The sequence below is a fragment of the Bacillus cereus group sp. BceL291 genome (assembly GCF_051776705.1).
Classification (GTDB): domain Bacteria; phylum Bacillota; class Bacilli; order Bacillales; family Bacillaceae_G; genus Bacillus_A; species Bacillus_A cereus.
In genome coordinates, this window is the sequence record NZ_JBPWAP010000095.1 from 1 (window position 1) to 14,648 (window position 14,648).

A 14,648-nucleotide genomic window follows, 5' to 3' on the forward strand; every position below is an offset into this window, starting at 1 on the left:
GGGTCATAGACTGGTTTTTATTTCCATGTTATGACCCTATTATCTTTTATACAGGTATATTCTCTTCTATTGGTTGTGGAATGTTTTGTAAATCAATCACATAATCGCCAAATCGTTTTATATGTTTCGTCATATATGGACTTAACATCACCAGATCTTCTCGTGAGAATCGATAACCTTCTCTTTTGAGTTGCCATAAAATCATGGTAATATCAACGACATTTTGAAAAATGACTGCATTGGCAACGAGATCATTATATTTAATACGTTTTTCTTGTTCTACTGGATCATTTTCAGTAATAATCCCATCCCCACCAAAGAATAACCACTTTGAAAAACCATTATATGCTTCCACTTTATTTGTACTAGCTGTAATTTGCTCTCTCAATTTCATATCTGAGATATATTTAAGAAGAAATATCGTTCGAATGACTCTGCCTAGCTCTCGAAATGCTTGGTACAGTCGATTCTTTTTACTATCACTTCTCAGTTTTCTGAGAAGTGTTGAGGGTAGTATCTTTCCAGCTTTTATAGACAAAACAACTTGAAATAAATCTTGCCAATGAGTCTCAATTAACTTCCAATCGATTACATCACTAAATAAAGGATCTATATGTTTATATTGAATATGTTTGCTTGGTCTAAAGAATTTTAAGTCTTTCCAATTCCTAATTCTAGGCATTAAATTGATTCCTAATAGATAAGAAAGTGCAAAGACAGGAGTAGACTGGCCTTGTGTATCAGCATGAATCGTATCAGGTTGGATATCTGACTTATTTTTTAGCAATCCATCAATAATATAAACAGCTTCCCAAACCCCACAGGGGATAAAATGGCTAAATAAAGCAATATAATTATCCGAAACATGATGATAAGCTATTCCTCCATAGCCCCCATATCTGATGTGGTATTCTGACAGTAAGTTTTCTTCATATAAATCGTATTTTGTTCCATCAGCGGCGGCTGTTTTTCCACTCCCCCATAGTTTTGGAAGGCTAAAGAGGTTGTATTGATTTAAAATGTCTTGAATTGAGGCATCTAATTTTTGGACACTGATATGTCTACGATTCACAAAAGAAATCATATGAGGTGTTACTATATTTCGCATATGTTTAGCGGTTTGGGCTGGCCCTAAATTACAGCCATATCCAAATGAAGTAATAATATAACGTTCAATTGGATGCTCTAATTTAGGTTCAGATCCTGAAAATGGGCCGAAATGTCTTGTACAATGAGTCCAGTGTTCAACGTTACAAAGTATATCAAGAATCGTTCGTTCCGGTAGTCGTTGTATAATTTCTTTTTCTAACATTTTACTACTCTTGGAAGACTCTTTTCGTACCAAACGTTTCAGGATTGGTTCTCCATCTTCAGTTATGATAACTTGTCCATTATTAGGATAGTTTAGGTCAACAGTTTTTGCAGCGGATGTTAGCCAAATTTTTAACCGATTAACAAAATCAGTAGGTGAGGAAGGTAATTCTAGTTCATTACAATAATCTTCAACCATCGGTTGGCATTCTTCCCATGGAAGTAATTGTTGTCTATAATCAGCATATTTCTCAGAACCTTTTACACTAAGGTCTCCCGTCTTTAATTCAGAGGCTAAATAAGAAAATATACAGATTTCAAGACGTTTACGGTAAAGTAAATTTGTGCTTTTTTCAACGCGAATTGTATGTTTCCACTGTTCACTGGCGAATGATAAATCAATATCACTAGGTAGATGTTCAACCTTACGGTTTTCGTTCTCTAATAAAAATTCCAGGGCATTTATGAGGGAATCGTCTTGAGTTGTTGAGTCAATTTCTAATAATGTGATGAGCCGAAATAATGTTTTTCTATGATTCTTATAGAATTTTTCTAAAAGTGGTAGATAATTATTTCCGTTGTATGAGGATATTGCTGTACAGTCCTGTTTTAAAAATTCTATACCACCTTTAGCTTCAAATAGCTCAGTAATTTTGCTGCCAATTTGTGTATTATCATCATGCATAGCTGTTGTTTCTAAAACTTCACTCAGTACAGAAATAAGATTTTCACTTATGGAACGATGTTGCTCCCTCAAAAGAGCAAGTTCTTCTTTTCCTTTTTTATGAATGATTCCCATCCTTTTTAGAAACATTTCTACAAGGTTATCCCTAGTTGTAATTTGTGACCGATAAATAGTTGATAACAACAGCATATATCTTTTGTGAGGAGCGAAGTCCTTTATTTCTGAAGCATCTAAAGGATTCGCTTCAGCAGCAAAGTGCTTCAATTTAGAAATTGGAATGCCTTCTAATAAATCATGAATGTTTGGAAGGAAAGACGTAATAAATGAAAGTCTGTTTTGTAAATCTTTCATATGAGTAATAGAAGGGCTTTTGGGAACTTCTTTAAAATAATTATAACCAGAATGTTGAGTTTCTTTTGACGTATGAAGTAATTGATCGAGTTTATCTTTTTCTATATTAGACAAACGGGCGAGAATTGTATTACAAAGACGATTATTAACCAGCGTTCTCACTCGACGTGCAAGCCGATCTAGTGTACTGAATGCTGGTAATTCATAACGTTCCTTAATTAATTCTTCAATAGAAACATTAATAAGGTCAGCGGGGTTATCCATCACTTGAGATGCTTTATATATGGCATTAGTAGCAATATGTAAAGCATCCTTCCCAAAGGGCAATACTTGCAAATGCTCACGAATTGCTTTCTGGTGTCGATATATGGACTTTGTTCGGAAGTTTGGTTCGGTTTCATTTGATATACGCAAACTCGAACGGATATGATGAATTATCACAGATGGAATATCTTTTGGACGTGGAAAATAACCTAGTCGTTGGAAAGACTTTAGCATAACTAAAAGGCTAAAGACCGGAATAGTTCCACGTGCTACTATATGGGCAAATTGGTTCTCCTCATATGTGACGGTATAAATCTCTTTCAGCTCTTTTCGAGTTAAGTTTTGTTTAAACCTTGGATAGGCTGTACGTTCAATTGAGGTCAATGTAATTCCTCCTACTATACTAAAATCAAAACTATATGTATTTTACTGTTGCATCTTACGGTACAAAGTCATTCTCGAGATACCAGCTTTCTCGGCGGCATCTGTACGGCTCATACCTTGATTAATAAGATATAAAGCGTAATCTACCTTTTCCTCATCGGTTTTTGGTCTTCCAGGATGTTTCCCTCGTTTCCTTGCAGCCTCAATCCCTTCTTTTGTCCGTTCAGAAGTTAAATCTCGTTCAAATTGAGCAATACCAGCGAAAATAGTAAACAACATTTTCCCATGTGCTGTTGTTGTATCGAGCCATGATTCCTTTAGACTTTTCAAGTGTGCTCCTTTTTGAGAAATTCGTTCCGTAATTTCAATGAGATCTTTTGTAGAACGTGATAATCGAGTTAAATCGGTTACAACGACTGTATCTTCTGGACGAAGAAATTCCAGCATACTATTTAATTCCGGCCGGTTTCGTTTTGTACCGGTTACTTTTTCGAAGAAAATACGGTCGCATTCAAATTCTTCAAGCTGTTTCTTTTGACGATCTAAATTTTGATCTAATGTAGAAACACGCATATAACCAAACTTCATATTTATCATCCCCTTCACCGACTATTGTACCAAAAACGATTAAATGGAGATATTGTTACAAATAATATTGTTACATATTTTTGTTACACTCAGTATGCAAGTTCATTAGACTAAAAGTTTATTAATAATAACCGTAACAAAAATGGTCGTTTTTGTTACGATGTAACGATAATTAATGCTCTCATAATATCATTTGTAATTTAATACGGATAATAGAAAAGGTGGTTTATATGTTGATAAGGTTCAATGTTATAATAAAAATAATCTAAAATGTATATATTGTTAAACATTTTAAATAAAAGGGGGGCATTTTTCAATGATAGAACAAATTAAACCCTTAGATCCTATTGCAATTCACCTAGGGCCCATTGCTGTACATTGGTATGGAGTTATTATTGGTATAGGAGCTATATTAGGGTTTATCTTAGCTACTCGTGAAGGGAAAAAACGCAGAATATCTTCAGATGTATTTTACGACTTAATCTTTTTAGCTTTACCTATCTCAATTATTTCAGCACGAATATATTATGTAATCTTTGAATGGAATTATTATAAGGAAAATCCAGTTGAAATTTTTGCAATTTGGCATGGTGGAATTGCAATTCATGGCGGTATTATAGGAGCTGTACTAACAACTATATGGTTTACAAGAAAACGAAACCTTTCTTTTTGGAAAATCGCTGATATTTTAGCTCCAAGCTTACTTTTTGGGCAAGCAATTGGGCGTTGGGGAAACTTTATGAATCAAGAAGCTCATGGAGGAATTGTATCTAAAAGCTTTTTAGAGTCGTTACATTTACCAGATTTTATTATCAATCAAATGAATATAAATGGTACATATTATCATCCAACTTTTTTATACGAGTCTGTCTGGAATATTACAGGTGTGATAGTATTACTCGTATTAAGAAAAGTTGATTTGAAACGAGGAGAAATTTTCCTCACTTATTTATTATGGTATTCTGTAGGAAGATTTTTTGTAGAAAGCTTACGTACGGATAGTCTCATGTTAACATCCCATATAAGAATAGCTCAATTAGTCTCAATTGGGTGCGTACTTTGTAGTATTCTTATTGTGTGGTATAGACGTAAAAAAGGATATGCACATCTACACTATACTGCTGATTAATGGAGTGAGTCGATGTAATGGAGCAACACAAAGTGAAGTCAAAAGCCCTTGAAACAGTAGATTCAAAATATATTCAGCAGCATTTAGCTAATGAAAGAACCTATCTAGCTTGGTTACGTACTGCAATTGCTATTGCTGGTTTGGGATTTCTTGTAGCTAATTTTCATTTAGCTGTTCGAAAAGAGCTTTCCTCATTAAATAATAAGATTGCTATTGGAATAGGAATTGGATCCGTTATTGCTGGAATAAGTATTATTATTGCAACCTTACAATATCTAATTAAACGTCAAAACATTCCGAGCACATACCACATTAATTGTATGGTTATCACTCTTAGTTATTGCAGTTATTTTAGCTATTTCATCTTATTTTTTACTAATTATATAATAAAATATTACCAACTACGATTTAAAAGCTAAATAAAAAACAATTTCCTGTTACTAGGAAATTGTTTTTTATTTAGCTTAGGTTTTATGTTATTCGATTGGCGATACCCCATGCCCATCAACTTAAGAAATTGGCTGTTCCTCAAAACGAAAATTGGATTTAAAACGTGTATGATTGGCCATCATCTGGTACTGAAACGGTCGAAGTGATTCCTTTTTCGCTAATAAAGCTTTTTAATTCTTCTCTTGATAAGTTCCAATGGTTCACTGCTTCCATATGGACTACAATGATTTGGGAATTAGGTGCAGCTTTGTACACCTCGTAGATATCTTCTTTATCCATGATAAGAGAACCGCCTTCAAAGAATTGATTATCTCCACCATTTACGACAATGATTTCTGGTTTATGTGTATCGAGAATTTTTTGAACCTCGTCATACCATACCGTATCTCCGGCTACATATAACATTTTTTCGCTTTGATGTTTGAAGACTATACCGCATACTAAACCAGCAAGTTTTAGTATTTCACCTCTACCGTGTTCGCCTTTTGTCTTAAGTAGTTGGATCCCTTCAAAGACTGTATCTTCCTGTAAAACCTCTACATTTTTGAAACCGGCGTTTCTTACTTCTGTCGCATCTTCTTCATTTTGGACAAATAGTTTAATGTCTTTTGGCAATATTCTTTGAGCCGCCTCGTCAAAGTGGTCTAAATGTAAGTGAGTTACGATGACTGCATCTATATTATTAATAATATTTTCAACGGGTACTGGTAAGCTAACTAAAGGATTATTTTGATCTTGTCTTGGTGAATTTGGGAAAGGTGGGTAAGTTCCTTTCTCTGCTAACATTGGATCTATTAAAAACCTTTTCCCTGCATATTCTACAACGATTGTTGCATTACGAATTTGATGTATATTCATATTTATTAACTCCTTTTTTTTGAGATTTTCTTTGAACAATGTATAGTTTATATTATTCCCAATAATGGATACACAGATTAAATAAAGTCTTTTGGTCGTTTTACTTTATTAATGAAAGGAGTTATATAAATGTTAGATAATACGGACAAACGTATCTTAGATGAACTATCCAAGAACAGTCGGTTCACGATGAAAGAATTAGGTGAGAAAGTCCATTTGACTGGACCAGCTGTTTCAGCTAGAGTGGCGAAATTAGAAGATCAAGGAGTTATTGAGGGTTATACAATTAAAGTTAATCGAGTCAAATTAGGCTGTTATATACATGCTTTTATTACAATCATTACAGAAAGCATTTTTCATCAACCTTATTTGTCATTCATAAAAACGCAAGACAAATATTTAATAAATAATTATAAAATCAGTGGAGATGGTTGTTACCTTCTCGAATGTAAATTTCCATCCATAGAATTAATGAATCAATTTCTGAAAGAATTAAACGAATATGCAAACTATAAATTATCGATTGTTATAGATAAATAGCGAACCAAAAAACAACGAAGAGTTTGCGAATAATTTTACTTATACAAATAGGTGCGTTTAAATTTGTTTAGTTATTCAATTAAAGGGAGCTTTTACAAAGTAATGAAAAAAGCCAAATTTTTCAATATAAATATTGAGAAATTTGGCTTTTTAATATGGGAATTTCCTTAACATTGTAAATCCGCATTTTCCTGACGCTACCCCATCACCATCAAGCTAGGAATACCCCATTAAGATTGTATTTTTCATCCTTTAAGTAAGGTATGTTAGAACCATTTTTATTTAAGTTCTTTATGACTATGGTTATTTTTATTTTTGCTTGTGTTTTTTACTTCTTGAAATATATTATTACTTTCTCTCTGTTCATTATGTACATCGTCTAGAGACTGATTATATGATTGCATTATTTTGTGAAAATCTCTTACCGTTAAAGGTTTTGCCTCATCCTTTAATTCATAACCTAATTGACCATTAGGCTCAAGTGTCGCTGTTTTTACATCTGCAATTTTAGAAATCCCTTGATTACGTAAACGCATTTCTAACTGATCAACTGTCAAACGTAATTTAGTTAAATTTTCAATATTAAGTCTACCATCTTCAATGACCACTTTAGATTTACCAGTAATAAATTTTTCGAAGGTATTAGACTTTAATTGAAAATACTCTAAAAGTATAACTGTAACTACAAATATAAAAGCACTAGTAACAGCCTTTATAGTACTTTTTTCTACGATGGGTTGCACAATAATCGTACCAATGGAAATCATGACAACAGTTTGTGCTAAAGTCATTTGAGATATAGATTTTCTTCCAGCAATTCTTAATAAAAGAATTCCAGCAAGAATTAAAATTAAAGATTGCCAAATAAAATTCACACGATCACCCTTCTATATGCTACATTTTTATTTTTTAGGCTGCACTTTAATTTGTAATATATACCAAATGAATTAGAGAAAATGGATTATAATATGCTAGCGTTATTTATTTAGGTATAAAAGTAATATTGTTGTTTTTCAATGAACTAGGTTTATTATTTCCATCAATGATGAAAATTAATAAATTATATAATTTATATAATTTATTAATTTAACTTACATATTAATATGTAAAGAACAATGATACATGCTAATATAACTGCTGTACCATAACCAACTAATTTTAATTACAATTTTGTATTACTCATCTTTTATAAAAAAATATGTTATAATAGATACCCATCACTATCTACCTAAAGGGATTGTATCCTTTTAAAAGACTCCTTATATATAAGGAGTCTTTTTATGTTTACTTATTATTTTATAATAAGATTGATAAGACTACATTTAAAAATACGAGTTCCGGTTGCTGTAATAACTAAATTACATACAAAAAAACCAATCCTATTACAGAAGAATTGGTTTTTTACTTATAAAGACAATTAAATATGGAACTATGCATATTTAATAATTAATTCCTAGAAATATGAATGGGCGAGTTATAATAAATAGATGAAATACCCTTTCAGTTTCCTATGAACTGTACTTTAGTCTGTTGTTGGTACGAAGTCTTTTAGTTGACTTCGTACTTTTTTGTTCACTAATGTAAATTTAAAAATATTAGTTTACTTTCACAATAACGAAAATAGTAACTCCATTCCAATTCTCCTAACATCCTTAAAATCGGAAATGTAAGTATACATTCAAAACATTTTGATATGAGATTACTTTAGGTAATTTTTAAAGCAGACTATAAACCAAAGTAATCTACAAAAAGAAGAGGTTAAGAAATATTTCTTAGCTTCTTCTTTTTGTCACTCTTACTTATTGAACCATAGAAGATAATATTACAATAAATACAGATGTATTATTCCTTAATATTGTCTCTTAATACATCAGGGAAATGAGGTGATTGATTGTATAAAAACTACAAAATAGTTTGTTAGGAAAATTTAAGAATGATGTATTTTTAGTTATAAAAGTTTTAATTTATATATAAATTCATAAAGAAGTTGATTTTATTTGTAAATTATTTTTTTAAAGAGGTGATTTTTTGATTACTAACTTGATAATGAATGGAGGCTTTGAAAGTGGCACTCTTGCCCCATTCATTACAACAAACGTGCAAGTTGTTAATACAAATAGTCATTCGGGCATCTATAGTGCAAGCTTAATTGGGGGAGAAGCTAATGCTCAGCTCATACAAGCAATCCCTATACCTCCAAATGAAAGTTTTGAATTTCTTATTTCACTTGCTAAAATTGGGGGTGCTCCAAGTCCTCCGCTTTCTATTAAGCTTGCTTATTATTATAATTCTATTTTTTTGGAACAAGGCTTAATTATAAGTATTCCATTAAATCATCCCCCGAATGGCAATCAAAGTAATTGGTTAGAGATATATCTAATTACTTCTCAGTCTCCACCTTTAGCAAATAAAGCTATTTTACTTATTTATAAAGAAGGACAAGCCGGGAGTTCCAGAGTACTTATAGACGATGTAGCTTTACAGTACGTCACAGCTCTACCGATCGGAGTAACGGGAATAACAGGAGCAACAGGACCAACCGGACCAACCGGACTAACAGGACCAACAGGAATAACGGGACCAACCGGAGTAACAGGACCAACCGGAGATACCGGACCAATCGGAGATACGGGACCAACAGGAGTAACGGGACTAACCGGAGTAACGGGACCAACGGGACTAACAGGAGCTACTGGTCCAACGGGAGACACTAGTTCAAGGACAGCAAACTATTTATATGTTTATGATACAACTAATCAATTAATTTCAGTAGGAAGTGCCGTTATCTTCAATACAACAGGACCTAAAACTGGATCAGCATTGACACATGTAGCAGGTACTGACAATATTGTAATTAATATGGCCGGAACATATGTAGCTGAATTTAATTTAACAGCGGTACAGGCAAATCAATTTTCTTTTGCACTAAATGGTACACCAATTCCAGGGGGACGATATGGTACATCTATAAACCGTATCCAAACCACAGGTAATGTTGCTTTCACAGTTACAACTGTCCCATCTACACTAACTTTGGTTAACAATACCTCTACAACAGGAACTGTAACCCTTTTAAATAATGGAGGAGGAGCTTTAACCGCAGTGTCTGCTAGTATAAGTATTTTTGAGATAGGATAAAACAATTCATTTTTTATTAGGAGCACGGTAGCGATTCCTTCTTTTGAGAGCCAATTATAAAAAAATAATTCAAAATATTATATATTTTCATTTAGGAGTCTCGCCAATCCAATGACATAAAAACCATGCTAAGACATTTTGGGAAGTTAAATTCTTGATTTTCGTAAGCTAAGGTTTTTCTAAGTTATAAAAAAGATAAAAAGTTTGCATTTTTTTGTAGCAAAAATGTTTATTTTTGTTACGTAAGAGGATTAGAAAAAACGACAGCATGTATATTAGATAGGTGTAATATATATGCTGTCGTTTTAAAATATGAGTTTATATTAGTATTCAATACATTAGCTAAATCTATTATTTTTTACACTTCCATAATGATTGGAAGAAGCATTGGACGACGTCCCGTTTCAGTATATAAGAATGGGCTTAACACTTCTACAAGTTTTTGTTTGATTTGTGCCCAATTTATCATTCCCTCATTTAGTAAAGTAGATATACATTCATATACAATATTCTCTATTTTTTTCATCAGTTCTTCGGAACCTCGCATATATACAAACCCTCTTGTAACAATTGCGGGAGATGAGACTAATTGCTTTTGTTTACTATCTAAATTCAAACTTATAATGATAATTCCTTCTTCAGATAGAATCCTACGATCACGTAATACAATATTTCCAATATCACCTATACCGCTTCCATCAACATACACAGGTTGAGAAGGAATAGTTCTACTACTGATTCTTGCTTCTCTTTTCGAAATTTCTAATACTTCCCCGTTATCCATAACAAAACAATTTTCTAAAGGAAGACCACACTCCATAGCTAATTCCACATGCTTTTTTAACATACGATATTCTCCGTGAATAGGCATAAAGTATTTCGGCTTTAAAAGCGAGAGCATTAATTTTTGTTCTTCCTGTGCACCATGACCAGATGTATGAATATCACTTGTTTTGTGATGAATTACATTTGCACCTACTCGGTATAACTGATTAACAATCCTGTTAATGCTTAATACATTTCCAGGAATCGGAGAGGAAGAGAGCACAACAGTATCTCCAGGGATAATTTGAATGTAGCGATGGTTTCCATTTCCAATTCGAGATAAAGCTGCCATTGGCTCCCCTTGACTTCCTGTACATATAATGGTTATTTGATGACTTGCAATATGTTTTATTTCATGTATTCCAACGAATATGTCGTCTGGAGCTTGGATATACCCTAAATCTTTTCCTATTTGAATTGTTTTTTCCATACTTTTTCCTACAACTACAATTTTACGATTATACAAAATAGAAGCTTTTACAACTTGTTGTAATCTATGAACATTAGATGCAAAAGTCGCAAATAAGATACGTCCTTGTGCTTCTGAAAAAATTTCTTTTATGGATTGTCCAACCTTTTTTTCTGACATTGAATAACCAGGAACCTCACTATTTGTACTGTCAGACAGTAAACACAATACACCTTCCTTCCCAAATTCAGCAATCTTGTGTAGGTTTGCTTCTGTACCAACAGGTGTAAAATCAAATTTAAAATCACCAGTATGTACAATATTTCCATTTGGAGTCGTTACTACTATGCCAAACGCGTCAGGAATACTATGTGTAGTTCTGTAGAACCGGACTTTCATGTTTTGAAATTCAACCTCTATTTCATCTAGAATATTTTTTATTTCAACATGACGGATACTATGTTCCTCTAATTTGCTTTTAATGAGTGCTGCGGCTAATTTCCCAGCATATATTGGTACTTGTATGCGCTTAAATAAAAAAGGGATTCCACCAATATGATCTTCATGTCCATGTGTAATGAACAGACCTTTTATTTTATCTTTATTTCTTTCTAAATACGTGTAATCTGGTATAACGTAGTCAATTCCTAATAATTCTGTTTCAGGAAATTTAAACCCAGAATCAATAATAAGAATCTCATCTTTGTATTCAACAACATACATATTTTTTCCGATTTCTCCAAGTCCACCTAAAGCAAAAATCTTTGTTTTCCCAACTTGTAATTTCTCCATGTTCCAACTCCTTTATATCTAATTATAAAAATTCCTGATTTTGAAAGAACAGTCTTCAAAATCAGGAACAGTATGAACGTTATATGTTATTTCACAATCAACACAGGATATTTTACCCTTTTTGCTACTTTGTGGCTTACACTCCCTAATACCATCTCTTGTAAAGCATTAAGTCCGCGACTCCCTAACACGACTAAATCAAAATTCCCTTTATTCGCATAATCTACAATTGTTGGTCCGGGTTCTCCGTGTAAGATTTTAATTTCGTAAGACACACCTTTCGATAACAACTTTTCTTCAATGGGCAAGAGTCTCTTACGGCGTGACAACTCTAATTCTTCTTTTCCTTGTGCATGAAGAACTTCGTTCTTTGCTTTTGAAAAATCAACCACAAATACAATTTCAACTTTACAATCCTTTATTAAAGAAGCAATTTTGACCGCTTCTTGTGTTGCACGTAAGGAATGCTCAGAGCCATCGACAGCTAATAATATTTTTTTATACATGGTTTCCACTCCTAATACTGGATTAATGAGATGAAACTTTTCTATTCGTATTATTATATACAGCTAATTTTTCTACGAGTTTTTTACTAGAAGAATTTAAATTCTGTATAGTAACGATGTTACTGTTTTCACGATATTTAATAACTACCTTATCAATAGCCCCGACTGCTGAATCATCCCAAACATGGGTATTTGAGAAGTCAATAATAATACTTCTGTTTTTAACATTGAAATCAAATGCATCTACAAAACTTTCTACTGATGCAAAGAATAATTGACCTTCTACATCAAATGTTATATAGGAGTCAATTTGTCGTTTCACTACTTGTATCTTTGAAATTTTAGCAACAAAGAATATTGCACTTAATAAAACACCAGCAATTACACCTTTAGATAAGTCGTGCGTTGCAACTACGATAATAACGGTCACTAACATAACTACTGCATCGCTTTTTGGTGCTTTTACTAAATAAGAAAATGAAGACCAATCAAATGTACCAATTGATACCATAATCATAATTCCTACTAGAACAGGCATTGGAATTTGTACAACTAAATCTCCTAATACAATGATGAGAAACATTAAAAATAGTCCTGCGATCAGCGTAGACAGTCTACCACGTCCGCCTGATTTTACATTGATTACAGATTGCCCAATCATTGCACAACCTGCCATACCACCAAAGAAACCATTGATAATATTGGCGATTCCTTGTCCTCTTGATTCTTGGTTCTTATTGCTATCGGTTCCTGTCATATCATCTACGATAGATGCTGTTAGTAAAGACTCTAATAACCCTACAATTGCTAAAGCGATTGAATATGGGAAAATAATTTGCAGCGTCTCAAACGTAAATGGTACATCTGGAATAAAGAACGATGGTAATGTTCTTGTAATCGCTCCTAAGTCACCGACTGTTCGTAAGTCTAGGTGCATAAAAATTGTAACAGCTGTTAATAATACAATCGCTATTAACGGAGCTGGAATGGATTTGATAAATCGCGGTACAATATAGACAATAGCTAATGTAATCGCAACAAATACATATGTCAGATTGGAAATACCAATAAAATGTGGTACTTGAGCCATAAAAATTAAAATTGCTAACGCATTAACAAAACCAATCATGACAGCACGTGGAATAAATTTCATTAATCTTGCTACTTTACATACCCCAAAAATAATTTGTATAACACCAGTCAAAATTGTGGCTGCTAATAAATAATTCAGCCCATGTTCTTTAACTAAAGGAACCATAAGCAATGCCATCGCACCTGTTGCCGCTGAAATCATTCCAGGACGACCACCTATAAAGGCAATAATAACTGCAATACAAAAAGATGCATATAATCCTACCATTGGATCTACACCCGCAATAATGGAAAATGCAATTGCCTCTGGAATTAATGCTAGTGCAACTACAATCCCCGCGAGGATATCTGCTCTAACATTAGAAAACCATTCTGTTTTTAATTTTTCTACCACTGTTTTATACACCTCATATCATTTATTTTGTGGCTTTTAAGTCTCATAAAAGCCGCGTTCACGATTTAATAAAAACAGTCTAACACTTATCGTCCCAAAAAGGAACCTTTTTGATACTGATTTTTCGACGCCAAGTTATGGTATGATAAAAGAAACATCTTAACTGTTAGGAGAGCATGTATGTTAATCGGATATATGAGACCATATCAAGATGATCTGAAATGCGAGGGACAACTAAAAAACTTAGAAAAAGTAAAGTGCACAAAAATCATTTCAGAGGAACATTCATCAGCAAAAAAAAGAACACATCTTAAAAGTATGATAAGTAACCTGAACCCAGGTGATAAAATAGTCGTTACAAAACTTTTTACATTGGCTGATTCAACACGCCATCTGGTGGAGTTAATAGAAAAAATTGATATGAAAGGCGCTTACTTTCAATCTCTTACTGAGGGAATCGACACAAGCAATCAAGCTGGATATCAATTCAGCTTGATTTTAAATCATCTTGTTAATTTTCAAAGTGACGTGATAAGTGAAAAAACAAAAAAAGGCTTATACGAAGCAAAACAGAAAGGAATCACTCCAGGACGCCCAAGAAAACCTGATGAAAATGTAAAACGTGCGATTGTTATGTATCAAAGTGGAGATTATAGTCTTGCTCAAATAAAAGATGAAACAGGAATTAGCAAATCCACGCTATACAGATATCTAGAAAATTAAACATTAATTATATTTGGCATTGAACCTAATTAAACCTACAAAAATTGTGTAGGAATGTAGATACTCACTATAAAAAAACAAACGATTCTTCCTCGACAGCTTGTTGAAAGAATCGTTTGTTTTTTTATAGATCTTGTTGAAAATTTCATTATATACCTATAAAGACAGCAAAAGGTCATGTAATGGAAGTTAATTCCAGTCTATGACCT

The 14,648-nt window shown here is 33.0% G+C and carries 12 protein-coding genes; 5 read left to right on the top strand and 7 right to left on the bottom strand.

The annotated features are described in order from the left end of the window. Nucleotides 1-46: 46 nt before the first annotated feature. Together ACS2CR_RS30225 and ACS2CR_RS30230 are read right to left on the bottom strand one after the other, a co-directional pair. Nucleotides 47-2,995 (bottom strand): Tn3 family transposase, encoded by a 2,949-nt coding sequence (locus ACS2CR_RS30225; RefSeq protein WP_060852709.1) that lies wholly within the window; start codon nt 2,993-2,995, stop codon nt 47-49. A gap of 42 nt (nt 2,996-3,037) precedes the next feature. Then, nucleotides 3,038-3,583, bottom strand: coding sequence for a recombinase family protein (locus ACS2CR_RS30230; protein ID WP_016090227.1), 546 nt, complete (start codon nt 3,581-3,583; stop codon nt 3,038-3,040). 316 nt (nt 3,584-3,899) lie between these two features. Here ACS2CR_RS30230 and lgt point away from each other — a divergent pair, with 316 nt between their 5' ends. Both lgt and ACS2CR_RS30240 read left to right on the top strand, forming a co-directional pair. Continuing rightward, entirely contained in the window at nt 3,900-4,712 is an 813-nt protein-coding gene (lgt, locus tag ACS2CR_RS30235; protein ID WP_016090228.1) for a prolipoprotein diacylglyceryl transferase, read from the top strand. Nucleotides 4,713-4,729: 17 nt separating this feature from the next. Continuing rightward, on the top strand, nt 4,730-5,131 hold the full coding sequence (locus tag ACS2CR_RS30240; protein WP_044157326.1) for a YidH family protein: 402 nt from the start codon (nt 4,730-4,732) through the stop codon (nt 5,129-5,131). Nucleotides 5,132-5,258: 127 nt separating this feature from the next. Here the strand turns inward: ACS2CR_RS30240 and ACS2CR_RS30245 are convergent, their stop codons facing one another. Continuing rightward, nucleotides 5,259-6,020 carry an MBL fold metallo-hydrolase gene (locus ACS2CR_RS30245; RefSeq protein WP_016090230.1) on the bottom strand — a complete coding sequence of 254 codons (762 nt, stop codon included), beginning with the start codon at nt 6,018-6,020 and terminating at the stop codon, nt 5,259-5,261. A 129-nt stretch (nt 6,021-6,149) separates the two neighbouring features. Here ACS2CR_RS30245 and ACS2CR_RS30250 point away from each other — a divergent pair, with 129 nt between their 5' ends. Then, on the top strand, nt 6,150-6,560 hold the full coding sequence (locus ACS2CR_RS30250) for an Lrp/AsnC family transcriptional regulator (protein ID WP_016090231.1): 411 nt from the start codon (nt 6,150-6,152) through the stop codon (nt 6,558-6,560). A 278-nt stretch (nt 6,561-6,838) separates the two neighbouring features. Here the strand turns inward: ACS2CR_RS30250 and ACS2CR_RS30255 are convergent, their stop codons facing one another. Next, nucleotides 6,839-7,435, bottom strand: coding sequence for a DUF421 domain-containing protein (locus tag ACS2CR_RS30255; RefSeq protein ID WP_016090232.1), 597 nt, complete (start codon nt 7,433-7,435; stop codon nt 6,839-6,841). A gap of 1,153 nt (nt 7,436-8,588) precedes the next feature. Between ACS2CR_RS30255 and ACS2CR_RS30260 the strand changes: the two genes are divergently transcribed. Then, entirely contained in the window at nt 8,589-9,698 is a 1,110-nt protein-coding gene (locus ACS2CR_RS30260) for an NTTRR-F1 domain (RefSeq protein ID WP_153602908.1), read from the top strand. Between the two features lie 358 nt (nt 9,699-10,056). On the opposite strand, the gene rnjA is transcribed toward ACS2CR_RS30260, so the two are convergent. The 3 genes from rnjA to ACS2CR_RS30275 form a co-directional block, all read right to left on the bottom strand. After that, the gene (rnjA, locus tag ACS2CR_RS30265; protein ID WP_016090464.1) at nt 10,057-11,724 is read right to left on the bottom strand and encodes a ribonuclease J1; all 1,668 of its coding nucleotides are present in this window, start codon (nt 11,722-11,724) and stop codon (nt 10,057-10,059) included. An 86-nt stretch (nt 11,725-11,810) separates the two neighbouring features. Next, nucleotides 11,811-12,230 carry a universal stress protein gene (locus tag ACS2CR_RS30270; RefSeq protein ID WP_016090463.1) on the bottom strand — a complete coding sequence of 140 codons (420 nt, stop codon included), beginning with the start codon at nt 12,228-12,230 and terminating at the stop codon, nt 11,811-11,813. Between the two features lie 22 nt (nt 12,231-12,252). Further along, nucleotides 12,253-13,716 (bottom strand): SulP family inorganic anion transporter, encoded by a 1,464-nt coding sequence (locus tag ACS2CR_RS30275; protein WP_016097422.1) that lies wholly within the window; start codon nt 13,714-13,716, stop codon nt 12,253-12,255. A gap of 180 nt (nt 13,717-13,896) precedes the next feature. Between ACS2CR_RS30275 and ACS2CR_RS30280 the strand changes: the two genes are divergently transcribed. Next, nucleotides 13,897-14,439 carry a recombinase family protein gene (locus ACS2CR_RS30280; RefSeq protein WP_016097421.1) on the top strand — a complete coding sequence of 181 codons (543 nt, stop codon included), beginning with the start codon at nt 13,897-13,899 and terminating at the stop codon, nt 14,437-14,439. Nucleotides 14,440-14,648 lie beyond the last annotated feature (209 nt).